Genomic DNA, 26,460 nt, shown 5'->3' on the forward strand with positions numbered 1-26,460 from the left:
TTTGCGAACCCATCTTAAACGGTTGACCCGCAAGACTATCTGCTTCTCAAAGTCAGAAGAAATGCACGATAAGATCATCGGATGGTATCTGACGATCAATCATTACCACTAAATCTGCGTCACGACCGAATTTCAACAAAGCATTCGTTATTGCCGTTGAAGGTTCAAATTCCAGAGTAAACATTGAAGATAGCAAAATTCTCGCCAATCTTTCCATTACCGGAAATAGCAACACATTAAATTTTAAAAATAGCGAGGTACTTTACAATATCTCATTGAATGGGAATAATAATACTTATAATTTTGACAATCTTACCTCGTCGGATCAAATACCTAAAACGTTGATTATTTTTGGTGGAAATGCATTAGAAAACAATAATAATACCACAACAGTATCAAACACCATTCTGAATACATCCAACGAATCCACTTTCGATGTCCTTTATTTAAATAAATCAGGCAGTAACAATACGTTCAATATCATCAACAGTACTTTCCATGATGATAACCCAGCTACCTCTAATGATTCTGCACTGGTTGTCGTATCCGGAGGCAGCGGTTCACATAATAACGTGACCAACTCCACCATCAATACGGGACAGGGTTATATCTTTCTCGATTTAACACCACAGGGAGGAAACTCCTTTATTACCAGTAATAGTACCCTGACCGGTGCCATCATGGCGGAAACCGATCAGTCCTCAACGGTTGGTTTGACTGATAACAGTATTTGGAATTTAACCGGAGAAAGATCAGCCAGTAGCCGGGTACACATCGAAGATAGCCAGGTTAATATTGGCAGCTCTACGTTAACGACAAATGAACTTAAAGCGACCAACAGTAAAATTGCGCTGGGTAATGCTGGCTCGCTTAAAGTTACTACTGATAGTTATATGCGGACTTCTCAAGTCACTATGGCAGATAACAGCCTGTTTGATGTTAGCGGTCTTCTCACTTTAGATAGCGCCACGCTGACCACCGGAACCGGCAGTAAGATCAATTCAGGTACGTTGAGTATTATCAATGGGGGAAATCTGACGCTAAACAGCCAGTCAACCCTCAGCTCTTCCGGAGGATTTGACTTAAATGACGGTACATTAAATGTTCTGTCCGGTAATTCACTTAGTACCACCGATGTGGCATTAGCGGCAAACAGCAATCTGAACCTGACCACCGCAACCCTGGCTGCAACGGGAAATGCGTCGCTAAATAACTCTGCGCTCACCGCCGTCTCAGGCAGCACGCTAAATACAGTAGCATTGGCATTAGCAGAAAACAGCAAGTTGAATTTAACCGGCTCGGCCCTTAATGCTCAGGGAAATCTTAGTCTGGATAACAGTGGAATAAATGCACAATCTGGCAGCACGCTGAATATTGCCGATCTGGCAATGACAGCAAACAGCCGCCTGAACTTGAATGCCTCCACGTTGAATTCTACCGGGAATATCGCACTGAATAACAGTTTGCTAACCATGGATTCCGGTAGCCACCTCACCACCAATAATGTGACGTTAACCAATAACGCCACCCTGCTGATGTTAAGAACATCTGACGTTACGGCCAAAAGTATTCAGCTCAATAACGGTAATCTGGCTATCGGTAATGGTCAGGTCACCACTGAGTCATTGAGTAGCGGAAGTGGTGAAGCCAGCAGCCAAATAGCACCACAGGCACTTAGCGACAGCAATGCCAGAATACGTATCAACGTTGATGGTCATCTGACCGCTAACAGCGCAACCGGCACTTACAATACCACTATCGCCAGTATTGGTTCCGTTGGTCAATATGATGGGCGAGAAATGATAACTACCAATGGCGGAGGAGCCATTTTTGATGATGGCGATGGCTACGACCTTGGTATCTTCCGCTACGATTTAGTACAGCAGGGCAATAGCTGGTATTTACAGGAAAGAAAACACGATCTTTCCTCTTCGGCCCGTACGGTTACCAGTTTAAGTCAGGCATCGTTAACCAGTTGGAATGCCGAAACTGACTCTGTTCACCAGCGTATGACCGTCTCCCGCCGAGATAACGATCAAGGATCCGCCTGGGGCAGCTATCTGGGAGCACACACCAGCACTCAACTCTCTAACGGAGAAAAAGCCAGCCAGAGCGTTAATGGCTTTAGCCTCGGTGTAGATAAACGCCTTAACACAAATTTAGGTTCCTATTTACTGGGCGTGGCCGTCAGCCGCGGTATTTCCAATATTGACCATATGGTAAACAGCAGTTACGGCAACAGCCATGACGTCAATATGCAGGCTTACTCTTCTTACAGCAATCAGTTGGGATTCTTTGTTGACGGGCTGTTTTCCTACTCCATTATCAACAGCAAAATTACCACCGTCTCGCTGGATGATGAGCATTCTGATGGCAGTCTGGACACTCACGGATTTGGCGCATCGCTGAAAGGGGGATACCACTATATTTTACCGAATACGGCGTTTATTGAGCCTTACGTTCGCGCTTCAATGCTTAACATCGCTGATAAAAGCTACTCGTTGGATAACGGCCTTCGTGTTAGCAACAACCAGTACAAATCGTTACAGGGAGAGTTAGGTGTAGATATCGGTAAAAGTTTTGCACTGGGCGATGCTCTGGAGCAAACCCTGCGCCCTTATGTAAAAGTGGCTTATCAACAAGAGTTTAAAGACAATAACACCATCGATGTTAATGACTATACCATCAGTAATAATATTGATGGCTCCGGTGGAAAAGTCGGTGCAGGGCTGGAATATACCATTAAACGGAATTTCGGCGCTTATGTCACGGCTAACTATGGCTCTAAAACTGGCGATACCGGAACCGACACCCATTTAACTGGTACCGCTGGCCTGCGCTATAACTGGTAGTAAGAAAACATCCGGGTTACATACGAATCAGCCCATCGTTTAAATCCGACGGGCTGATTTTTATTACACAGAAATGACTTTTACATTCCGTCAGATACCGCCACCTGATTCTTGCCCGCCTGTTTAGCACGGTATAACTGCTGATCAGCAGCTTTATAGAGTTGTTCCGCCGTTAATAAATTGCCCGGTAAAAACATCGCGACACCAATACTGATAGTCACCGGAACATGCTGACCATCGGCGCTGATAAACTGATAACCATCAACCTGCTGACAAATATTCTGCGCCCGCCCCACCGCTTCCTGAACGTTAATATTGGGGAAAAGCAGACCAAACTCGTCACCGCCCAACCGACCAATAATATCGCCGAATCGTACCTGCCCTTTCAGCATATGTACCAGATCTATCAGTACCTTATCTCCCATATCATGACCATACCGATCGTTAATGCTTTTGAATGCATCAATATCCATCATCATCATGGCAAACGATGAATTCTGATAGCGGGTAATTTTATGTACCCGCTGCACCTCTTCAAAGAAATGGCGGCGATTAATGGAATCAGTGAGTACGTCAGTTTCAGCAATGGTTTCGATGGTCTGGAAGGTTTCGCCGCGAATACGCTCACCAATAAACCCCCAAAACAGGGCCAGTACCAGCGCCCCTAACATATTGACCATCGCTGCGGGACTATAGGAAAACTCTGACCAACTTTTCAGGTGAATCAGCACAATAGTAACGATGGTTAAGCTATATCCCAGGCCAAACAGCGCTCCCTGACGACGCCCTAACAGCAAAAAAGCAAATCCGGGCGGAATGATCAGAAAAGCACTGATTTGTGCCCGCCCCTGAAACAGCCAGAACAGCGAAATCACTAAGGCAGAGGGCAGTAAAACCGTAATCCACAGCGTCTGATTCAGGTTTCCCCTAAACCATAGATCGGCCAGCGACAACAAGCACAATGCAATACAGATCGTATTAAACAGTGCCCCCAAAGGCAGATCGCTGATAAAAAGGTGAATAGGGATAAAGATCAATGCCCCGATGATAGTACAGGCATGCGTGCCAATAACATGCCGGGTCTTCCTTTCATCATCAAGACAGCTGAACGACGTCGGGTATTCAATTCGGCCAGAGAATCGTTTAGCAATTTTAATGATGAGCTCTATCATATTCACGTTATCGGTAAGAGATGGATATATTCAGGGCTACGGGCTACGTCACTCATCCTTAAGGCGTTTTATTATCATAAGTGTAGCCTCAAAGGAGTAGAAAAGCATTTCAATGCAATGAGCTAGCTTAAACGCCGCGCTGACTTATCAATATCAAAAGGCCACACCCAATACCAATCAGGCATTAGTTCGAAGCAACATCCCCGATTATTGATTCTCACCTCCCTTCTATCATAAGCACGCTACCCAACACTTCTTTACAGTATCTCCATCTTTTCTCCACCTTTCCCTCTCATTAACAGGTTAAAATACATTAATATTGCCGTTCTTTTCCTCACGGTTCACCAGATTCAGAAAAACAGAGAGTAGACGTATGAGAGGCGCTGTTCATGGCTAACTTTTTTATCGATCGCCCAATTTTTGCCTGGGTTATTGCGATTATTCTCAGCCTGTCAGGACTGCTTGCACTCAATTCTCTGCCGGTGGAGCAATATCCTAACCTGGCACCGCCAACAGTAAGAATTTCTGCCAGCTATCCCGGCGCCTCCGCCCAAACGCTGGAAAACTCGGTCACTCAAATTATCGAACAGAGCATGACCGGGCTGGATAACCTGCTGTATATGTCATCACAAAGTAGCAGCACCGGTAGTGCCTCAGTGACCTTGACCTTTATGGCAGGGACTGACCCCAATGAAGCCATGCAGCAAGTGCAAAACAAGTTAGAAAGTGCCACCCGAAAGCTCCCTCAGGATGTACAGCAACAAGGGGTTACCGTATCAAAATCTGGCGACAGCAGCCTGATGACGGTGGCATTTGTCTCCACGGATCACAGCATGGATCGGCAGGATATTTCCGACTATGTCGCCAGTAATCTGCAAGACCCTCTGAGCCGAATTAACGGGGTTGGTAGCGTGGATGCCTATGGTTCGCAGTACGCCATGCGCATCTGGCTCGATCCCAATAAGCTGGTCAACTACAGTCTGACCACCAAAAATGTGGTTGATGCCATCTCATCCCAGAACCAGCAAATCGCCGTTGGTCAGGTTGGCGGAACGCCATCAGTGAAAGGGCAGGCATTAAATGCCACTATGAATGCTCAGGCCCAGTTAGAAACTCCGGAACAGTTTCGCGCCATTACCTTAAGGGTTAATCAGGATGGTTCTGTTGTTACGCTGGCTGATGTCGCTACCGTAGAGTTAGGCTCAGAAAAGTACGATTATTTAAGCCGTTATAACGGAATGCCCGCTTTTGGTATGGGGATTAAGCTGGCTTCCGGTGCCAACGAATTAGAAACGGATAAGCTGGTAAAACAGAAAATAGAGGAACTGGCACCTTACTTCCCTCACGGTTTAAAAGCCGAATATGCCTATGAGACAACACCCTTTGTTCAGGCATCAATAAAAGACGTGGTAAAAACGCTGCTGGAAGCTATTTTACTGGTGTTCCTGGTGATGTATCTGTTTTTGCAGAACTTTCGCGCCACGCTGATTCCAACTATCGCCGTACCGGTGGTATTGCTGGGTACGTTTTCCATTCTGTATGCCTTTGGTTTTAGCGTAAATACCCTGACTATGTTCGCCATGGTGCTGGCCATTGGATTGCTGGTGGATGATGCCATCGTCGTGGTGGAAAACGTAGAGCGGGTAATGGCGATCGAAGGGCTATCCCCCAGAGAAGCGACCCGAAAATCGATGGGACAAATTCAGAGCGCACTGGTTGGTATCGCACTGGTACTGTCTGCCGTTTTCGTTCCGATGGCCTTTATGGGAGGCACTACCGGAGCGATTTACCGGCAGTTTTCCATCACTATCGTTTCCGCTATGGTGTTGTCCGTACTGGTTGCCTTAATTCTGACCCCGGCCCTTTGCGCCACCATGCTTAAATCGATTCCTCAGGGCCATCTTCACGCTAAACGCGGTTTCTTTGGCTGGTTTAACCGCTCCTTTGACCGTACCGCCAGTAAATACGAGCGAGGTGTGACCAACGTTATTCGACGCAGCAGCCGCACTCTTCTGGTTTATATCCTGATTATTGGTGGTATGGCCTGGTTGTTTATGAAGCTTCCTACCTCCTTTCTGCCGCTGGAAGACCGCGGCGTGTTTATGACTCAAATTCAGCTACCGGTGGGTGCCACTCAGCAACAAACGTTAAAAGTGGTAGAGAAAGTTGAAAAATACCTGCTGGAAGACGAGAAGAAAAACGTTCGCTCGGTGTTTTCTATTGTTGGTGCCGGCCCGGGTGGCAACGGACAAAACGTAGCGCGAATGTTTGTTCGCTTACAGGACTGGGAAGATCGAACCTCCTCAGAAGACAGTTCTTTCGCCATTATTGAACGCTCTACAAAAGCCTTTAGCCAAATTACCGAAGCGCGGGTTTTCGCCAGTAGCCCTCCGGCAATCTCCGGATTGGGTAGCTCATCCGGTTTTGATATGGAGTTAGAAGACCATGCCGGTCTGGGCCACGATGCATTAATGAAGGCCCGCGATACCCTGTTGCAACTGGCCGCTAAGGAGCCCAGCCTGACCCGGGTTCGCCATAATGGTCTGGATGACAGTCCACAATTACAGGTTAATATCGATCAGCGAAAAGCTCAGGCGCTGGGGGTTAACATTGATGATATCAATAGCACCCTGAGAACCGCCTGGGGCTCCACCTATGTTAACGATTTTATCGACCGTGGGCGGGTGAAAAAAGTCTACGTTCAGAGTGATGCGCCCTATCGTATGCAACCAAGAGATATTAACCATTGGTATGTGAATAACAGCAATGGTGCTATGGTTCCCTTTTCGGCGTTTGCTTCCACCACATGGACCTATGGTTCACCCCGGTTAGAACGCTATAACGGCAGTTCCGCAGTAGAAATCGTTGGTGAGGCATCACCGGGTATCAGTACCGGTACGGCGATGGATACGATAGAGAAGTTAGTTACTCAACTACCGGAGGGTTTTGGTCTTGAGTGGACCGGTATGTCCTATCAGGAACGTTTATCCGGTTCTCAGGCTCCGGCGCTGTATGCTATTTCACTGTTAGTGGTATTCCTCTGTCTGGCTGCGCTGTATGAAAGCTGGTCAATTCCATTCTCCGTTATGCTGGTGGTTCCGCTGGGGGTCCTCGGTGCCGTTTGCGCTACCTGGCTGAGAGGGCTGGAGAACGATGTTTACTTTCAGGTGGGGATTTTGACCATCATTGGGCTATCGGCGAAAAACGCCATTCTGATCGTCGAGTTTGCTAATGACCTGAATCGTAGCGGTAAAGATCTCATTTCCGCGACCCTTGAAGCCTGTCGCTATCGGTTACGCCCTATTCTGATGACATCGCTGGCCTTTATGTTCGGGGTTCTGCCAATGGCTATCAGCAACGGCGCAGGTTCCGGCAGCCAGCACGCCGTTGGTACTGGCGTATTGGGTGGCATGGTAACCGCTACCTTTCTGGCCATATTCTTTGTACCGGTCTTCTTTGTTCTGGTGCGAAAAAGATTTCCTGGAAGGAAGTCAATCACTGAAAAGTAATGAGCCTCGGGGCGACGGTATAAGATACCCTGATTCAAAAGATGCTTTATCGCTCTTAATGAGCCAGATAAATCAGCATGCGAATATTCCGACCGTAAAAGCAATGAGCTCAAATCTACTGCGAGTACGGTCGGAACCCATATTTAGCGGCAAAGTACGCTCTATGGCGACATAAAGATAAACTCCCGATCCAAACCTCTGCCATAATCGGGTATACTGGTTCCTGTGTTTACCCATCAAATTAATTTATATAGGCTTTTTCGTGTTTTACCATATTCGCAGTATGAATCCGTCTGATTTGGACGCCATTCTTGATATTCAGGCATCGGTTTACCCCTCCGATATTCTGGAAAGCCCCGAGTTCTTTGAAAACCGACTGGAACTGTCCGCAGAAACCTGCTGGGTTGCCGCTACGCCAGAGCGTTTGTTGGGCTATCTGATCTCTTATCCATGGATTCGCACTTTCCCCCCATCTCTTGATGGCATGTTAAATAACTTGCCTGTGGAAGCCGACAGCTGGTTTGTGCACGACTGTGCAATCTCCCCTGTTGCACAGGGATTGGGTGTTGGTAAAACACTGTTTAACTCCGCAAAAGAAAATGCGGTGGAGCAGGGATTTCAACATACCAGTCTGGTATCTCTGGCTCAGGCAAACAGCTACTGGCGCAGTCAGGGTTATCTGCCCGTTGATCAAACTCCTCAACTCAGCGAAAAGCTTGCTGCTTATGGCGAGAACGCCTGTTATATGTATCAGGACGTTAATCACCCCATTAACGATAATTTAAGCCAGAAGCTCTGAATACCCGCCGCTTTAAACGGCTCAGTCAACGCTAATAACGATAGATAAAGCATTAAGTTCTCCCTCCAGGTAAAAGAACCTATTTCAGCAGGAAGCGAAAAACAAAAACAGCACCAAACGTGTACCCTGGAAGCCAGCGCGCACCAAGTATTTACCTTTTCTGCAACGGATAATTATTTTGTGAAAAGGCTCGAAATACCTTTAATTATCCCAATAATAAATAAAATTGATCCGTTATGGTGTGACAAGGATGTAAGCCAGACGGCAGCGGTGTATACTATACAGGGATTTTGCACGCTTCTTTTCTGATAATTCAACGACAGTAAACAGACATCATAATGGTTAAAGGTACTCTTTATATTATTTCAGCACCCAGCGGTGCAGGAAAATCCAGCCTTATTCAGGCGCTGTTAAAAACGCAACCGACTTACGACATGCAAGTGTCTATCTCTCATACCACCAGAGAGAAACGCCCTGGTGAAGCGGAAGGTGAGCACTACTATTATGTCTCTGTGGATGAATTTCAGCGTTTAATCGCAGAGGATGCGTTTTTAGAGTACGCCGAAGTTTTTGGTAACTATTACGGCACATCCCGGCCAAAAATTGAACGGGTGCTCTCGCAGGGAATTGATGTGTTTCTCGACATTGACTGGCAGGGAGCCCGTCAGATTCGGGAAAAAATGCCGCACAGCCGCAGCATTTTTATCTTACCACCGTCGAAAGATGAATTAGTCCGTCGCCTTCAGGGCCGTGGGCAAGATAGTGATGAAATTATTGCTAAACGCATGGATAAAGCAGTACAGGAAATTTCTCACTATGATGAATATGATTATCTGATCATTAACGATGACTTTGATTTGGCATTACACGACCTGAAAGCAATCATTCGTACTGAACGTTTGCGTTTAGACCGCCAAAAAATGCGAAATGAAGCATTAATCAGCAAATTATTGGCAGACTGAAGCAGGTTTCAGTATTATGCCCAGTCTTTTCTTTATCTGTGGAGCTACATACTTATGGCACGCGTAACCGTACAAGACGCTGTTGAAAAAATTGGTAACCGCTTTGACCTGGTGTTGGTCGCGGCACGTCGGGCTCGTCAAATTCAGACTCAGGGTAAAGATCCCCTGGTTCCTGAAGAGAACGACAAGTATACCGTTATCGCACTGCGTGAAATTCAAGAAGGTCTGATTAACTCTCAGATTCTGGATTCTCACGCTCGTCAGGAACAGCAAGAGCAGGATGCCGCAGAAATGCACGCTGTCACCGCGATTGCTGAAGGTCGTCGTTAATCAAGGCTGCCTATTTTGTACCTGTTTGAAAGCCTTAATATACTGGCTAAACAATACTTGCCGGATGAGCAAATTGAGTGCCTCAAACAGGCATACGTTGTTGCTCGCGATGCCCATGAAGGGCAATCACGTTCCAGTGGTGAACCTTACATCACTCATCCCGTTGCTGTGGCCTGCATTCTGGCAGGCATGCGGCTGGATTACGAAACGCTGATAGCCGCGCTGCTGCACGATGTTATTGAAGACACATCCGTTACCTATCAGGATGTAGAACAACGCTTTGGAAGAAGCGTTGCCGAACTGGTGGACGGCGTATCCAAACTGGATAAGCTGAAGTTTCGCGACAAGAAAGAAGCCCAGGCAGAAAACTTTCGCAAAATGATCATGGCGATGGTGCAAGACATCCGCGTCATTTTGATCAAACTGGCCGACCGTACCCACAATATGCGTACTCTCGGTTCTTTGCGTCCGGACAAACGCCGACGCATCGCCCGTGAAACGCTTGAAATCTATAGTCCGCTGGCCCACCGTCTCGGTATCCATCACTTAAAAATCGAGCTGGAAGAGCTTGGTTTTGAAGCCCTCTATCCTAACCGTTATCGCGTACTAAAAGAGGTGGTGAAAGCCGCTCGCGGTAACCGTAAAGAGATGATTCAGAAGATCCTGTCGGAAATCGATGGTCGTCTGAAAGAGGCGGGTATCCCCTGTCGCGTTAGCGGTCGGGAAAAACATCTCTATTCCATCTATCGGAAAATGCACCATAAAGAGCAGCGTTTTCACTCGATTATGGATATCTATGCGTTTCGTATTATCGTCAATGAAGTCGATACCTGCTATCGGGCACTGGGTCAGGCACACAGCCTGTATAAACCGCGTCCCGGCAGAGTGAAGGACTATATTGCCATTCCAAAAGCTAACGGCTACCAGTCGCTGCACACCTCCCTGATTGGGCCACACGGTGTACCGGTTGAAGTACAAATTCGTACTGAAGACATGGACCAGATGGCAGAAATGGGGGTCGCGGCCCACTGGGCATATAAAGAGCAGGGTGAGTCCGGAACCGCGGCGCAAATCCGCGCCCAGCGTTGGATGCAAAGCCTGCTTGAGCTACAGCAAAGCGCCGGTAGCTCGTTTGAGTTTATTGAAAGTGTGAAGTCCGATCTGTTCCCGGATGAGATCTACGTGTTTACGCCAAAAGGCCGCATTGTAGAGCTTCAGGCTGGCGCAACGCCGGTCGACTTCGCCTATGCGGTACATACCGATATCGGCCATGCCTGCGTAGGGGCTCGCGTCGATCGCCAGCCTTATCCACTGTCGCAAGAGTTGCATAACGGCCAAACCGTCGAAATTATTACTGCGCCGGGCGCTCGCCCAAATGCTGCCTGGCTGAACTTTGTGGTCAGCTCCAAAGCTCGTACTAAAATCCGTCAGATGCTGAAAAACCTGAAACGTGATGATTCTATCGGGCTGGGGCGTCGTCTGCTGAACCATGCATTAGGTCAGGGGCGTAAAGTCACCGATATTGATCCGAAGAACCTGAGCCGCGAGCTGAAACGCCTGAAGCTGGCAACCCTTGACGATTTGCTGGCGGAAGTGGGTTTAGGCAACGTGATGAGCGTCATGATTGCCAAAAATCTGCTTAATGATGGTTCCAGCAGCGATGATGAACCGGCGGTGAATGGGCGTAAGCTGGCGATTCGTGGCGCGGACGGTATCCTGCTAACCTTTGCCAAATGCTGTCGCCCGATTCCTGGTGACCCGATCATTGCCCATGTCAGTCCGGGTAAGGGTCTGGTTATTCACCATGAATCCTGCCGCAATATTCGCGGTTATCAGAAAGAACCAGAAAAATTCATGGCCGTTGAGTGGGCAGAAGATACTGAGCAAGAGTTTATTGCTGAGATCAAAGTCGAGATGTTTAACCATCAGGGCGTACTGGCCAATCTGACCGCTGAAATTAACTCGGCAAAATCCAATATTCAAAGCCTGAATACGGAAGAGAAAGACGGCCGGGTTTATATCGCCTACATTCGTTTAACCACGCACAACCGCGTTCATCTGGCTAATATTATGCGTAAAATTCGCATTATGCCGGATGTGATTAAAGTCACCCGCAACCGAAATTAATTGCTATGTCGCCCGAACGTTACGCCCGGATCCGCCATATGCTTGCTACCAGACAGATTGATTTAACCGTCTGTCTGGAGCAGGTACATAAACCTCACAATGTCTCTGCCATTATCCGCACTGCGGATGCCGTTGGCGTACATGAAGTTCACGCTGTGTGGCCCCATGAACGCATGAGAACTCAGGTTGCCAGCGCCGCTGGCAGCAATAGCTGGGTGCAGGTCAAAACCCATCGCGATATTCATTCCGCCGTTAGCCATCTGAAGCAGCAGGGAATGCAAATTCTGGCCACTAATCTGTCAGAAAAGGCAGTGGATTTTCGCGAAATCGACTACACCCTACCAACCTGTATTCTGTTAGGTCAGGAAAAAACCGGTATTACCGCCGAAGCGCTGGCACTTGCCGATAGCGATATTATTATTCCCATGATTGGTATGGTTCAATCATTAAACGTTTCCGTAGCCTCAGCCCTGATTTTGTATGAAGCGCAACGTCAGCGTCAGGCCGCCGGTATGTATCAACGGGAAGGTAGCCCTCTAAGTTATCAGGAGCAACAGCGCTTTTTGTTTGAAGGTGGTTATCCGGTATTGGCTAACGTAGCTAAACGCAAAAACCTGCCGCGTCCGCATATTGATGACAACGGCGAAATCGTTGCCGACGAAGCCTGGTGGACCGCAATGCAAGCGCTGAAACCGAAAACTCAAGAGGCCTGAGATGAAAGGCCGCCTGTTGGATGCCATACCGCTGAATACCCTTTCGGGGGTTGGTGCCAGTCAGGCTGCAAAACTGGCTAAAATTGGTCTGTTTACCATTCAGGATCTGCTATTTCATCTTCCTCTTCGCTATGAAGATCGCACCAAACTCTACCCTATCGGAGACTTACTGCCCGGTTTACACGTAACCGTGGAAGGAGAAGTGATCCGTAGCGATATCGCCTTTGGTCGCCGCCGGATGCTAACCTGCCAGATTACCGATGGTACGGGAGTGCTGACCCTGCGCTTCTTTAACTTTAATGCCGCAATGAAAAATAGCCTGTCGGCAGGCAAACGGGTGAAAGCCTATGGCGAAGTAAAACGCGGCAGCCATAACGCCGAAATAATCCATCCGGAATACAGCATTCAGGGCGATTATGGCGCTATCCAACTGGAAGAGACGCTAACACCTGTTTACTCCACCACTGAAGGGGTTCGTCAGGCAACGCTGCGTAAACTGACCGATCAGGCATTAAAGCTGCTGGAAACCTGCGCTATCAGCGAACTACTGCCTTCAGAACTTAGCGGTAAACTGATGAGCCTGCCGGAGGCGTTAAGCGTACTGCATCGCCCGCCACCGGACACTCAGCTTACCGATCTGGAGCAAGGGCGGCACCCGGCCCAGCGCCGTCTGATTATGGAGGAGCTACTGGCCCATAATCTGAGTATGCTGGCCGCACGCGCCGGAGCCCAAAGCTATAGCGCCTGGCCGCTAACGGATAATGGCTCCCTGAAATCAAAAATGCTGGTCTCCCTGCCGTTTAAACCTACCGGAGCACAGAGCCGGGTAGTGGCCGATATTGAGCAGGATCTGGCGAAACCGGTCCCGATGATGCGTCTGGTACAGGGAGATGTCGGTTCGGGCAAAACGCTGGTTGCCGCACTGGCAGCACTGATTGCCATTGAAAATGGTAAGCAGGTTGCCCTGATGGCACCAACAGAATTGCTGGCTGAACAACATGCCAATAATTTCCGCCAGTGGTTTGAACCGCTGGGTATTAATGTAGGCTGGTTAGCCGGTAAGCAAAAAGGTAAGGCGCGCCAGCAACAAATGGAGACGATTGCTGCCGGTGAAGTATCTATGGTTGTTGGTACTCACGCCATTTTTCAGGAACAGGTGAAATTCTCCGGTCTGGCGTTGGTAATTATTGATGAACAACATCGATTTGGCGTACACCAGCGGCTGGCACTGTGGGAGAAAGGTGAAGAGCAGGGTTTTCATCCCCATCAGTTGGTGATGACCGCTACCCCCATTCCCCGCACGCTGGCAATGACCGCCTATGCGGATATGGATACTTCCGTTATTGATGAGCTGCCGCCGGGCCGTACACCGGTCACCACCGTTGCCATTCCTGATTCCCGACGGGAAGATATTATCAGCCGGGTAAGAGATGCCTGTAAGCAGGAAGGCCGTCAGGCTTACTGGGTTTGTACGCTGATTGAAGAATCGGAAGTGCTGGAGGCTCAGGCCGCAGAGGCGACAACGGAAGAGCTTAAAATTGCGCTGCCGGAGCTGAATATTGGTCTGGTTCACAGCCGTATGAAAGCGCAGGAAAAGCAGGATATGATGGATGCTTTCAAACGAGGAGAAATCCAACTGCTGGTTGCCACTACGGTCATTGAAGTGGGGGTTGATGTACCAAACGCCAGCCTGATGATCATTGAAAATCCTGAGCGTTTAGGGCTGGCCCAGCTTCATCAGCTGCGTGGGCGCGTTGGTCGTGGTGCCGTCGCCTCCCACTGTGTACTGTTATATAAAGCCCCGCTGAGTAAAACTGCCCAGAAGCGCCTTCAGGTACTACGCGACAGCAATGATGGTTTTGTTATTGCCCAGAAAGATTTGGAGATCCGCGGTCCCGGCGAGCTATTAGGCACTCGCCAGACCGGTATTACCGAGTTTAAAGTAGCCGATCTGATGCGGGATCAAAGTATGATCCCGGAAGTACAGCGCACCGCCCGTTATATTCATCAAAAACACCCACAGCATGCTCAGGCATTGATTGAGCGTTGGCTGCCGGAAAGTTCAAGATACACTCACGCCTGATTATTCATCAGCCAGACCATCACTAACCAGTCTTCGGCAAACCTGCACTGCGCTTAACGCCGCCAGCGTGGACGTTTTTGGATTTGTTGCCAACGGCTGACCATTCAACTCAATATCAAATTCACCAAAGCCCCCGGCGACATGAATTTTGTGGGTATTTTTTTGGGTATGGGGGTCAACAATCATTTGCACCCGGGTTTTATCCATACCAATGCCCATCAGCGCAATGGTTGCCGCCACATTAGCATTCGCCGGAAAAGAGCTGGCCGCTTCACGGGCGCTCCCCTCAAAAAATACCGTTGCCTGAGAAACGCTATCCAGATCAACCCGCTGCTCTGCCGGGCTTCCACGCCAGCTAGCCGGGCTTTTACGAGAAATATAGGTTACGTTATTCAGCCCACCTTCACGGGCAGCGGATAAACCATCCATACCGGCAACGGCACCGGATAAGATAATAAGCTCGCCATTCCCCTGACGGGCAGCCTGACGCAGCCGATAAAATAATCCGGCATCAGCCAACGCCCCGGTAGAAATCAGCGCCAGCTTCCAACCGTGATTCAGTACAGACTCACCATACTCACCTACCGCTTTCTGGCTGGCACACTCCAACACCAAATCCGGCGTCTCCTGACATTCATCAGGATGTGTTAACGGCATTAACTGACCATCAGACAGTTGTAAAATGGCCTGATGGTGATGCGGACGAGCCACAATCCAGCCTACAGTAACGCCCTGAGGTAAACGAGCCATAACTTCATGCGCCATGGCACCAAAACCAATCATCATTATTTTTTTCATTGGAAACTCGCTTTTGTTTCACTATCAATGGAGGTGCTATACAGCCTGCACTATACCTGTCTTTCAAGGTGTTATCGGTAATCAGGGCAACGGTTTGACTAAATGATCATAAGCAAACGATAACGCAAACGGTTGCTATAAATTTGAAAATCATTAAAATGCGCACTTTGCAGCTTCAGAGGTTCTTCACTTTTATCATGACCAGCCTACATCCCGCACACGATGCTGTCAGTAATATCGAAAAAATCAGTCCCCCCACACGCGCTTCTAATAGTGAACTGATTTATCATCTTGAAGATAGTCCACCGCTGCCGCAAACGCTGTTTGCCGCACTTCAGCACCTGCTGGCGATGTTCGTTGCCGTTATCACTCCCGCTATGTTGATTTGTCAGGCCCTTGGCCTACCGGCAAAAGATACACAGCACATTATCAGTATGTCGCTGTTTGCTTCTGGTTTAGCTTCGTTATTGCAAATTCGCACCTGGGGACCGATAGGTTCTGGCTTGTTATCCATTCAGGGCACCAGCTTTAACTTTGTTGCGCCACTGATTATGGGTGGAACCGCACTGAAGAACGGCGGTGCCGATGTGCCAACCATGATGGCCACCCTGTTTGGTACGTTGATGCTGGCCTCCTGTACCGAGATTTTCCTGTCGCGCGTTCTGCATTTGGCTCAACGAGTCATTACGCCGCTGGTTTCTGGTATTGTGGTGATGATAATTGGCCTGTCACTGATTCAGGTTGGTTTAATCTCTATTGGCGGTGGCTACAGCGCCATGTCAGAAACCAATAATACTTTTGGTTCCCCCAGTAATTTACTGCTGGCTGGCGTAGTCTTAGCCACCATCATCTTGCTTAACCGCCAGCGTAACCCATATCTGCGCGTTTCTTCACTGGTGATTGCGATGGCGATTGGCTATCTGCTGGCATGGGCGATGGGTATGCTGCCAGAACGTGCCAGTGTAGAGAGTGAAGTGATTATGGTGCCAACGCCACTGTATTATGGTCTTGGCATCGACTGGACGCTGCTGATTCCTTTGATGCTGGTGTTTATGATTACCTCACTGGAAACCATTGGCGATATTACCGCAACGTCGGATGTTTCTGAGCAACCGGTAGCTGGCCCTGTGTATATGAAGCGTCTGAAAGGTGGCGTACTGGCTAACGGCTTAAACTCTATGTTGTCTGCGGTGTTCAATACCTTCCCTAACTCCTGTTTTGGTCAGAATAACGGCGTTATTCAACTGACCGGGGTTGCCAGCCGCTATGTGGGTTATGTGGTTTCCCTGATGCTGGTACTGCTAGGCCTGTTCCCTATTGTCAGCAGCTTTGTATTAAGCATTCCGGAGCCGGTGTTAGGCGGTGCCACCATTGTGATGTTTGGTACCATTGCCGCTTCCGGGGTACGTATTGTTTCCCGCGAAACCCTGAACCGCCGGGCAATTATGATTATGGCGCTCTCTCTGGCCGTTGGTCTTGGTGTTTCTCAACAGCCGCAGATTCTGCAATTTGCCCCCGAATGGCTCAAAACGCTGTTATCTTCCGGTATCGCTGCCGGTGGTATTACTGCGATTGTGCTGAATCTGGTATTTCCTCACGAGAAATAACCAACAGGATATCTGTTATCAGGCCCACCTTTCTGGTGGGTTTTTGCTTATTTAGCCACATGATTCATAATATGTCTTAACGTATATTTCTGACTATTTTCATTGAGATTGTAGAGTAAATACGGCATAAAGAGACCTTGCTTAATTTTGTCATACGGATTCAGACCATGAGATTTATTCGGAAATCACTGTATACCCTACTGACCCTGATTCTGGTGCTGGCAATTGTTGTCTATTTTATTGCCCAGACTTCTTATGCAGCCAGATGGATTAGCCAGTGGGTAACCGACAATACCCCTTACCAACTCTCACTGGATCATCTGGATTACAGTATTACCTCCCCCTATCAGCTAGTACTAAACGACGTTGAGTTCAGCCAACAAAAGCAGTCACCACTGTTAAAAGCGAAAAAAGTCACTCTGGAGCTGACTTCGTCATTTTGGCAAACGCCAATGTACTTCTCAGCGTTGGAGCTGGAAGACGGCACCCTTAATTTATCGTCTAAAAACACCATTGCGCTGGCCCCCGGCAGCGACCGCTTCCAGCTAAAAAATATGACATTAAATGTCGACGGCCCGGAACTTACCCTGCAAGGGGAGAAGGTTAACGGCGGCATTATTCCCTGGACATTAACCAATAACTTTTTGCCAGAGAAAGATAATCGTTTTGAATTCAGCGCCGATAAACTGGTGGTCAACGGTATCGATACCCATAAAATTCTGGTTCAGGGTGAAGTGAAAGACCATCAGATTCTGTTTAACAATGTCGGGGCTGATTTAGCCAACGGGCAACTCACCGGCAACGGTAAACGTACTGCCGATGGCAAATGGCAGATAGAGAGCCTGCGCCTTAGCGAAGTGAAATATCAGAGCCAACTGGAGCTGGACCAATTACTGGCCCAGCTTAATCAACGCATCAGTAATACTGATATTAGTCTGAACCGTTTAGATCTGATTAATACCAATATTCAGGGTCCGGAATGGGCATTCAGCGACTTCACTCTGTCAATGAAAGATCTGGAGTTTATTAAAGGCCGCTGGCAGGCTACATCCGGCAGTATGCTGATGAATGCTTCCGATATGATCTATAACGATAATCATCTGGTTAATCCAGTTCTTAGCCTTGATTTGGAAAATAACAGTGTCAAAATCAAGCAGTTCAGCAGCCGATGGCAGGATGGTCTGGTGCGGGCAACCGGTAACTGGCAGCGGGACACTCAAACCCTGACGCTGGATGAGGTCGCGTTTACCGCATTACTTTATACCTTACCTAAAGAGTGGCTGACCCAGTTAAAACAGGTTCAACCTGAATGGTTACGTGAGCTGCACGTTGTCAAACTGGCGGCAAACCGTAACATTCTGATTGATATTACCCCTGACTTCCCGTTCCAGTTCACCTCGATTGACAGCAATGGCAGTAATTTATATCTGGTGAAAAACCGTCAGGTTGGGCTCTGGGGAGGTACGTTAAATTTTAACGCCTCCGATGCTACGTTAAATAAAATTGACCTGCGTCATCCATCTTTTAATCTGAACGCTACGCCAGAAACTATCACTATCAGCGAAATCAGTGCATTCACTAAAGAGGGGTTAATTGAGGCAAACGCCACATTAAGCCAACAGCCGGAAAGAGCGTTGAGTCTGACCCTTAATGGACGTTCCGTACCGGTTGATATTTTACAAAGCTGGGGATGGCAAGCTATTCCACTACAGGGCAATGGAACCATCGCCCTACAGCTACATGGTGATTTGATTGATAAGCAGAGCGGAAAACCCGAGTTGAAAGGCAGTCTGAAAATGACCAGTGATACCGGACAACAGTTAACTCAGTATCCGGCGGGACAGAAAGATATTCCTGAACAACCTCAGGCTATAACACCAGCGCCGACTATTGATCCTCCGGTAGCGCCGATACCAGAGCAGGATACGCCGGAAGCGTCGCCGTTTGGGTAATTTGAGCTAATTATTGATCTCTTTCCGGCCGCATACATAAGGCAGTACAGTCACTATGTATTGACGGTCGGAATCGCTACTGACGCGGAATTATTCCTGCCCTTCAGGCAAAACCATATAGGTTCCTTCAAACACACACCCGACATCCTGCTCGCCGGACACGGTAACTTCCAACTGAACTCGGGCTTTACGACCGCGGGCAAGGCGATCTAAATCCCCTTTCATGGAGTCAAGGCTGGCGACCGCTGTGGGTCGTCCAATAACTGGTTTCTGATAGCGAATATGGGCATCCACCAGCACGATAGAGCCTCCCAACTGGCGTTCCTGCAACAGCAACCAGATTAATCCCCAGCCGGTTAGAGTGGCTAAAGAGAACTGGCTTCCGGCAAAAATCGTATGATGAGGGTTGGTATTCACCCCCTCCGGCATGGTGGTAATAAAGCGCTGACCGGTATACTGACTGATTCGTACCCCCATCTTTTCGCTCAGGGGAATATTTTGATACCAGGCATTTTGCAGTTGAGCACACCAGTCGGGGCGATGGAGAATATCATCCAGCGTGGCGATAGGTTTTCTCATCAGAAAATGGCGTACAGGGGTGGTTTGCGGTGTGGTTATCTCACCCTGATTAGTAAATCCCAGCTTATCAAAGAAGGTCACCGTCTCTTCCCGGGCGCTACAGACGATCCGTTTTACCCCCTCCTGACGCGCAATAGACTCCAGCGTCATGGCAATCAGGGTGCCCAGCCCTTTACCGCGCACATTAGCTGCCACGGCCAGAAAGCGAATAGAGCCTTCATTATCGGCATTAATATATAAACGACCAACGGCAACCACTTTACCCTGAGTATCTACCACCATCTGATGGTGGGCTATCATATCGTAACCATCCTTTTCAGAGCCCACCGGTTGATTCAATGGCTTACGCAGCATCTCCCAGCGAAACTGATAGTAGTCATTTAATTCCTGTTCTGTTAGCGGTACTCGCAGGTGGTACATAAAAGCTCTCTTAGTTTTATCTGTTTTATAATGAAACGCTTTATTTTATCGACAATTCCCGGTACTAAACCTGCAAGCTGAAAGTGACCGGCCCATCATTCACTAACGATACCTGCATATCCGCAGCGAAAATACCGGTTTCGGTAGTAATGGTTCGGCGACAGCAGTCTGAAAAGTATTGATATAAACGTTCAGCATCCTGTGGGGTTGCGCCGCGCGAGAAACTGGGGCGCATTCCCTTTTGAGTATCTGCCACCAGTGTAAACTGGGAAACCACCAGCACACTACCGCCAGCCTGCTGTACATTAAGATTCATTTTTCCCTGGTCGTCGCTGAAAATACGATAACCTAATACCCTCTCACACAGACGCTCCGCTTTTTCATTAGTATCATCTTTTTCCACGCCCAGCAGTATCAGTAGCCCTTTATTTATTGCGCCAACCATTTCACCGCCAACTACCACATCAGCACGAGTTACCCGTTGAATTAATGCCATCATTGCTCTGTTGTTCCTGAATCATTATTAGTGTTGTTATTGGCTTCATACTCTTCACGTAGCTTGCGGTACATGCCCAACGTAACCGTCACTTCTGCACCAAAAAGTACAATACACCAACTAAGGTATACCCAGACAAATAAAATCGGAATCACCGCCAGTACACCATAGATCAACTGATAAGCAGGGAACATGGTGACGTACATACCAAACCCTTTCTTCCCCAGCTCAAACAGTAGCGCCGCCACCAGTGCACCAATGGCGGCATCTCCGGCAGGAACCCGTTCCGTCGGTACAATGCAGTACAGTAGCCAGAATGAAACAAAAGAGAGGATCAGTGGAAAAATACGCAATATGCGATCGACAATGCTGCCCATATCACCGTCATGAAACCAGCTCAGAGAAAGAAAATAGGAACTGATTGCCATACTGGCCCCGGCCATTAAAGGTCCAAGGGTGAGCACCATCCAGTACACGGCAAAAGAGTAGATTATGGGGCGTTGGCGTTCGCTATGCCAAATTGCATTAAGTGCCGTATCCACTGAGCCAATCAATAACAGCGAGGTGACAATTAACCCACAAATACCAATTGCCGTCATTTTATTGGAATTAGCCACAAACCTTTCCAGATAGGCCTGGATCGTCTCACTGGCGGCAGGAACAAAGTTATTAAACACAAAAGCTTTAAGCTGAATGCTCACTTCCGCAAACATGGGAAACAGAGCGAACAGAGAAAATACCACGGTAATCAGCGGTACCAGAGACAGCAGGGAAACATAAGCTAAATTACCCGCCATCATTTGCAGGCGATCTTCATTTGCTCTGGCCCAAAGGAGCTGAGCATAAGCAACGATTGGTTTAATTCTTTTTGGCCCCCGGACATGGGATAGATGTGACATAAAATACTCGCTTTCTCTCGAATCGCCCCTTCCTTTAAGATAGTCGGATAATGACGATACAGGCCAGCTTACTTCACCCATAAGGTAAAGATACCGGCCCGTTTAACATTCAAAAAATTAACTTAATTTGCACCAAAATAATCCGGGATAACTTTCTTATCAACTACATGGACCGCATTAATTCCCAGCGCTTCAGCACCAATAATATTATCGTAATTATCATCAAAGAAAACGGCATGCTGAGGCGCAACACCTTCCTGCTGTAAAACATAGCGATAAATATCAACCTCAGGTTTACGCATTCCCAGTTCCTGAGATAAATAGACACGATCGGCAGAGGTACTCACCTTCGGGTACTGTTCCGGCCAATAACGGCAATGTAACGCGTTTGTGTTCGATAGAACCACCACGCGATTACCTTCTTTGCGCAAGAGACGCATAATCTCCAGCACTTCATCACGTTGACCAATAAAGATGGCTTGCCAGCCTGCTTCAAACTGTTCAAAGCTCAGAGTGAGTCCCATCTCTTCACACAGTTGTGATGCAAACTCTTCATCGCTAATTTCACCACGTTCGTGCTGCTCAAACGGTTTACCCATGGTAAAACGCTCGCTTAACGTCGCTAAAGGTATACCACTTAAGTTACTCCATACTCCCAGTACGCGTTTAAAATCTATATCGACAATCACATTCCCTAAATCAAAGATATACAACATGATGTGCACCTGCATGATTTGATGGTTTGTTCCAATACTACGCTATCACAGTTATCCTGAACTGAGCATCATAAAGCCAGTAAAAACTAAATAAAAATCAGTAAGCTTCATACTTATATTAGTCGGTTAATAAGAAGAGAGTAAATCATCAGCCTCAATTATTTAGTGATAAAAACTAATACATATTGACCAGTTGGGATATAATTCGCATTCGTTCTGTGCGGTGGTTCAAGATTGGTTAATTTGAGTGCAATATGGGCACTGCACAGACAAATTAAGGATGATTAGGGTATAGTTAATACCTACGGTTTCATGTAATTCAGGAGTAACAGGTAATGGGTTTGTTAGATCAATTAGGCGGTATGCTGGGCGGTAACAGCAGTAACAATAGCGGCTCCGTTGACTACATGGCAATTCTTCAGTGGGTTGAACAGCAGGGCGGCATTTCCGGTTTGTTAGACAAATTCCGTCAGGGTGGTCTGACTGAAGTCGTTCAGTCATGGATCGGCACCGGAGCGAACCTGCCTATCTCCGGACAACAAGTTCAGAATATTATCAGTAAAGTCGCTTTACAGCAGTTATCCTCTAAGTTAGGTATGGGCAGCCAGGAAACTTCCGGCCTTATCGCTCAATTATTACCGGATATCGTTGATAAGCTGTCTCCAAAAGGCGAAGAGCCAGTTAATCCGGACTTAATGTCTCTGGGTATGAGCCTGCTGAAAGGCAAACTATTCGGTTAATTCTACTGAATTAAATCGTCGTTGCGGCGCCGGTTTATACCCGCCGCAACGACATTCTTCTCTTTACATCACTAACTACATCGCAACATCAAAAATTTCCATAATCTCATCATGAGTTGCCTGAACGGGGTTTGTCAGCCCGCATGCATCTTTGAGAGCATTGGTCGCTAATATCGCAAAATCTTTCTTTTGCACGTTCAGTGCGCCCAATCCGGATGGAATACCCACCGCTTTTGATAATGCACGGATACTGGCAATACAGGCGTCGGCACCCTGGCGATCGGACATTCCCTTCACATCCACCCCCATTGCCTGAGCAATATCTTTTAGACGGCCCGCGCATACGCTGGCATTAAAAGCGGTAACGTGAGGTAGCAATACTGCGTTACAGACGCCATGGGGCAAATCGTAAAATCCCCCCAGTTGATGAGCCATTGCATGAACATAGCCCAGAGAGGCGTTATTGAAGGCCATTCCGGCTAAAAACTGAGCGTAAGCCATCGCTTCTCTGGCTTCAACATTATCCCCCTGCTCAACGGCAGTGAGCAAAGAGTGGGAAATCATAGTAATTGCTTTTAATGCACAGGCATCGGTAATGGGGTTTGCTGCTGTTGATACATAAGCTTCAACCGCATGAGTTAACGCATCCATTCCGGTTGCTGCCGTCAGACTTTTTGGCATTCCGGTCATCAACTGTGAATCATTCACTGACAGAATTGGGGTAACGTGTTTATCCACAATGGCCATTTTAATATGGCGGTCAATATCGGTAATGATACAGAAACGGGTCATTTCAGAAGCGGTGCCCGCTGTTGTATTGATAGCAATCAGTGGTAGCTGTGGTCTGGCTGAACGATCCACGCCTTCGTAATCTCTGATATCACCACCATTAGTCGCTACCAGCGCAATACCTTTGGCGCAATCGTGAGGAGAACCTCCACCTAAAGAAATAACACAGTCACAGCTATTCTTGTGCAGAATCGCCAGCCCTTCAGTCACATTCGTCGTCGTAGGATTAGGGTGTGTTCCCTGATATACCGTGCTCTGAATACCTGCTTCAGACAAGAGTGTCCGGACTTGATCTACCAGACCAATCTTATTCAGCACGCTGTCCGTCACAACCAGTGCATGCTGATAGCCATAGCTTTGCATAGCCTTAACGGCGTCGTTCAGACAACCTGAACCAATCATATTGACTGATGGAATAAAAAAAGTAGAAACCGACATAGCAAACTCCCTGATAGTTTAATAAATAAGAAACTAATAATGATAAATTTAATAATCAATTGTAGTTATCATATCAGGGCAACTGGCTGTTACTAATATAAAAATCAAACGAAATTGTTACAGGAAAACTATTGATCCTGCGTAAACCCTGTCAGGTACAGGAAGACAGAACTGGCGGGAAAATGAAAAATGAAAAAAGAAAAGGGCAATAAACATTGCCCCTTCAGAGTGACTATTTCGGGCAATATTCATTGCCGCTATTTTAACAACCGATAATCAGGTAACTAATCAGGCTTCTTTCGGGCCGCGGTTAGCACGTTTACGGTCGTTTTCAGTCAGATGACGTTTACGAATACGCACAGAAACCGGCGTTACTTCAACCAGTTCATCATCATCGATGAATTCCAGCGCTTGCTCCAGAGACATCTTCACCGGTGGAACCAAAATGGTTGCTTCATCAGTGCCGGATGCACGCATGTTGGTCAGCTTTTTACCGGTTAAGCAGTTCACGGTCAGGTCGTTAGAACGTGAATGAATACCAATAATCTGGCCTTCATACACTTCTGCACCATGGCCCAGGAATAGCTTACCGCGATCCTGTAAGCTGAACAGTGCGAATGCGACAGCTTTACCCTGACCGTTAGAGATCAATACGCCGTTCTGACGCTGACCAATCTCACCCGGACGCACATCATCATAATGGCTGAAGGTTGAATACAGTAAACCAGTACCCGAAGTCATGGTCATAAATTCAGTACGGAAGCCAATCAGACCACGAGCGGGGATCAGGTAATCCAGACGAATACGACCTTTGCCGTCCGGGATCATATCCTTCACATCGCCTTTACGCTCACCCATGGCTTGCATGACTGAGCCCTGATGCTGTTCTTCAATATCTAACGTTACGTTTTCGAACGGCTCTTGTTTACGCCCATCAATGACCTTGTTGATAACTTTAGGACGAGAAACGGCAATTTCGAAACCTTCACGACGCATATTTTCGATCAGCACTGACAGGTGAAGCTCACCACGGCCCGATACGCGGAATGCATCGGCGTCTTCAGTTTCTTCAACGCGCAGTGCAACGTTGTGTACCAACTCTTTATTTAAGCGGTCGAGGATTTGACGTGAAGTCACGTATTTACCTTCTTTACCACAGAACGGAGAGGTGTTTACACAGAAGTACATGGTTACGGTTGGTTCATCAACAGACAGTGCTGGCAGCGCTTCTACGCTCTGCACATCACAAACGGTATCAGAGATATTCAGTTCACCCAGACCGGTAATAGCAATAATGTCGCCCGCTTCAGCAACTTGCGATTCAATACGCTCCAGACCCATATGGCCCAGTACTTTACCGATTTTACCGTTGCGAGTTTTACCTTCGCTGTCGATAACAGTGACTTGCTGGTTAGGTTTAACCTTACCGCGCTTGATACGGCCGATGCCAATAACACCAACATAGTTGTTGTAGTCTAATTGGGAAATTTGCATCTGGAACGAACCGTCAGTATCAACGTCTGGTGGAGCAACGTGCTTAACAATGGCTTCAAACAGGGGATCCATGTTGTCAGTCATTTCGTTATGGTCATTACCCGCGATACCCAATAATGCAGACGCATAAATAATTGGGAAATCGAGTTGTTCGTCGGTCGCGTCAAGGTTAACAAACAGGTCAAACACCTGATCGACAACCCAGTCAGGGCGCGCGCCGGGACGGTCAACTTTGTTAATTACCACGATAGGTTTCAGACCGTTAGCAAACGCTTTTTTGGTCACGAAACGTGTTTGCGGCATTGGGCCGTCCATTGCATCGACAACCAGCAACACCGAGTCAACCATTGACATTACGCGCTCTACTTCGCCACCGAAGTCGGCGTGTCCCGGAGTATCAACGATATTTATGCGATAACCGTTCCAGGTAATGGCGGTGTTTTTAGCCAGAATGGTGATCCCGCGTTCTTTCTCAAGGTCACCGGAATCCATAACGCGCTCAGTCGCTTCGTTACGTTGATCCCCTAAAGTTCCTGACATTTGTAGTAGTTTATCAACCAGGGTCGTTTTACCGTGGTCTACATGCGCGATAATAGCGATGTTACGTAGATTCTCAATCACAGATTTGCCTCAGGCATTAGAAATAGCGCGTTATTGTACACACTTTAGACGAACTACTAAACAAGATCACAAAGATCTGTCAAAAACAACCAACGACTGGACAGTTTGTGATCTCATTCACGGTAGAAAATGTCTATATAAAAAGCGATTTGCACCAAATTACGTCACAGATCATGGTCAATGCACTAATTTAGTGCATTATTTGGTGCAAAAAATTGTTTTTCGTTCATACTCTGAAGTCATAGCCGCTACAGACTGCTATTTAATGGACCGGAATAAAAACTGGCACGATTATAGCATAACTTTAGCCCATGGCACCGATGCCAAATTATGACTCGATAATAACAGCCAGCGGGAGAACACC

Annotated in this window: 20 protein-coding genes; 12 read left to right on the plus strand and 8 right to left on the minus strand. The window is 47.6% G+C overall.

Going from position 1 to position 26,460, the window contains the following annotated elements:
* Both LPW36_RS10870 and LPW36_RS10875 read left to right on the plus strand, forming a co-directional pair.
* The coding region (locus LPW36_RS10870; protein ID WP_230607651.1) for an IS1 family transposase at positions 1-112 on the plus strand (112 nt) is incomplete at its 5' end.
* A gap of 229 nt (positions 113-341) precedes the next feature.
* On the plus strand, positions 342-2,852 hold the full coding sequence (locus tag LPW36_RS10875; protein WP_230609680.1) for an autotransporter outer membrane beta-barrel domain-containing protein: 2,511 nt from the start codon (positions 342-344) through the stop codon (positions 2,850-2,852).
* Between the two features lie 80 nt (positions 2,853-2,932).
* Here LPW36_RS10875 and LPW36_RS10880 read toward each other — a convergent pair whose 3' ends face one another.
* The gene (locus LPW36_RS10880; RefSeq protein WP_230609681.1) at positions 2,933-4,024 is read right to left on the minus strand and encodes a GGDEF domain-containing protein; all 1,092 of its coding nucleotides are present in this window, start codon (positions 4,022-4,024) and stop codon (positions 2,933-2,935) included.
* Positions 4,025-4,413: 389 nt separating this feature from the next.
* Here LPW36_RS10880 and acrD point away from each other — a divergent pair, with 389 nt between their 5' ends.
* The 7 genes from acrD to recG all read left to right on the plus strand — a co-directional run bounded on the left by acrD (position 4,414) and on the right by recG (position 14,547).
* The gene (acrD, locus tag LPW36_RS10885) at positions 4,414-7,533 is read left to right on the plus strand and encodes a multidrug efflux RND transporter permease AcrD (protein ID WP_230609682.1); all 3,120 of its coding nucleotides are present in this window, start codon (positions 4,414-4,416) and stop codon (positions 7,531-7,533) included.
* 262 nt (positions 7,534-7,795) lie between these two features.
* Positions 7,796-8,332, plus strand: coding sequence for a GNAT family N-acetyltransferase (locus LPW36_RS10890; RefSeq protein ID WP_230609683.1), 537 nt, complete (start codon positions 7,796-7,798; stop codon positions 8,330-8,332).
* A gap of 338 nt (positions 8,333-8,670) precedes the next feature.
* On the plus strand, positions 8,671-9,294 hold the full coding sequence (gene gmk, locus LPW36_RS10895) for a guanylate kinase (RefSeq protein WP_230609684.1): 624 nt from the start codon (positions 8,671-8,673) through the stop codon (positions 9,292-9,294).
* Between the two features lie 54 nt (positions 9,295-9,348).
* Positions 9,349-9,624, plus strand: coding sequence for a DNA-directed RNA polymerase subunit omega (gene rpoZ, locus LPW36_RS10900; RefSeq protein WP_230609685.1), 276 nt, complete (start codon positions 9,349-9,351; stop codon positions 9,622-9,624).
* Positions 9,625-9,639: 15 nt separating this feature from the next.
* Positions 9,640-11,751 (plus strand): bifunctional GTP diphosphokinase/guanosine-3',5'-bis pyrophosphate 3'-pyrophosphohydrolase, encoded by a 2,112-nt coding sequence (spoT, locus tag LPW36_RS10905; RefSeq protein WP_230609686.1) that lies wholly within the window; start codon positions 9,640-9,642, stop codon positions 11,749-11,751.
* Between the two features lie 5 nt (positions 11,752-11,756).
* Positions 11,757-12,464, plus strand: coding sequence for a tRNA (guanosine(18)-2'-O)-methyltransferase TrmH (trmH, locus tag LPW36_RS10910; protein WP_230609687.1), 708 nt, complete (start codon positions 11,757-11,759; stop codon positions 12,462-12,464).
* A gap of 1 nt (position 12,465) precedes the next feature.
* Positions 12,466-14,547 carry an ATP-dependent DNA helicase RecG gene (gene recG / locus LPW36_RS10915; protein ID WP_230609688.1) on the plus strand — a complete coding sequence of 694 codons (2,082 nt, stop codon included), beginning with the start codon at positions 12,466-12,468 and terminating at the stop codon, positions 14,545-14,547.
* Here recG and LPW36_RS10920 read toward each other — a convergent pair whose 3' ends face one another.
* Positions 14,548-15,345, minus strand: coding sequence for an aspartate dehydrogenase (locus tag LPW36_RS10920; RefSeq protein ID WP_230609689.1), 798 nt, complete (start codon positions 15,343-15,345; stop codon positions 14,548-14,550).
* Positions 15,346-15,542: 197 nt separating this feature from the next.
* Here LPW36_RS10920 and LPW36_RS10925 point away from each other — a divergent pair, with 197 nt between their 5' ends.
* Both LPW36_RS10925 and LPW36_RS10930 read left to right on the plus strand, forming a co-directional pair.
* A complete protein-coding gene (locus LPW36_RS10925) occupies positions 15,543-16,952 on the plus strand; it encodes a uracil-xanthine permease family protein (protein WP_230609690.1) in 1,410 nt (469 codons plus the stop codon).
* 167 nt (positions 16,953-17,119) lie between these two features.
* A complete protein-coding gene (locus LPW36_RS10930) occupies positions 17,120-18,904 on the plus strand; it encodes an AsmA family protein (protein ID WP_230609691.1) in 1,785 nt (594 codons plus the stop codon).
* A gap of 90 nt (positions 18,905-18,994) precedes the next feature.
* On the opposite strand, the gene fabY is transcribed toward LPW36_RS10930, so the two are convergent.
* From fabY to yihX, 4 genes are all read right to left on the minus strand, one after another.
* Positions 18,995-19,903, minus strand: a complete 909-nt coding sequence (gene fabY, locus LPW36_RS10935) for a fatty acid biosynthesis protein FabY (protein WP_230609692.1) — start codon at positions 19,901-19,903, stop codon at positions 18,995-18,997.
* Between the two features lie 64 nt (positions 19,904-19,967).
* Positions 19,968-20,402: a D-aminoacyl-tRNA deacylase gene (dtd, locus tag LPW36_RS10940; protein ID WP_230609693.1), complete on the minus strand. Its 435-nt coding sequence runs from the start codon at positions 20,400-20,402 to the stop codon at positions 19,968-19,970.
* Positions 20,399-21,298, minus strand: a complete 900-nt coding sequence (locus LPW36_RS10945; protein WP_230609694.1) for a virulence factor BrkB family protein — start codon at positions 21,296-21,298, stop codon at positions 20,399-20,401. Before LPW36_RS10945 ends, dtd begins: the two co-directional genes overlap by 4 nt.
* Positions 21,299-21,420: 122 nt before the next feature.
* On the minus strand, positions 21,421-22,014 hold the full coding sequence (gene yihX, locus LPW36_RS10950) for a glucose-1-phosphatase (protein WP_230609695.1): 594 nt from the start codon (positions 22,012-22,014) through the stop codon (positions 21,421-21,423).
* A 335-nt stretch (positions 22,015-22,349) separates the two neighbouring features.
* Here yihX and LPW36_RS10955 point away from each other — a divergent pair, with 335 nt between their 5' ends.
* The gene (locus tag LPW36_RS10955) at positions 22,350-22,754 is read left to right on the plus strand and encodes a YidB family protein (RefSeq protein WP_230609696.1); all 405 of its coding nucleotides are present in this window, start codon (positions 22,350-22,352) and stop codon (positions 22,752-22,754) included.
* 75 nt (positions 22,755-22,829) lie between these two features.
* Here LPW36_RS10955 and yiaY read toward each other — a convergent pair whose 3' ends face one another.
* Positions 22,830-23,981, minus strand: coding sequence for an L-threonine dehydrogenase (yiaY, locus tag LPW36_RS10960; RefSeq protein WP_230609697.1), 1,152 nt, complete (start codon positions 23,979-23,981; stop codon positions 22,830-22,832).
* A gap of 288 nt (positions 23,982-24,269) precedes the next feature.
* Positions 24,270-26,096 carry a ribosome-dependent GTPase TypA gene (gene typA, locus LPW36_RS10965; protein WP_230609698.1) on the minus strand — a complete coding sequence of 609 codons (1,827 nt, stop codon included), beginning with the start codon at positions 26,094-26,096 and terminating at the stop codon, positions 24,270-24,272.
* Positions 26,097-26,460 lie beyond the last annotated feature (364 nt).

The sequence above is a fragment of the Limnobaculum eriocheiris genome (assembly GCF_021010575.1).
GTDB classification, from domain to species: domain Bacteria; phylum Pseudomonadota; class Gammaproteobacteria; order Enterobacterales; family Enterobacteriaceae; genus Limnobaculum; species Limnobaculum eriocheiris.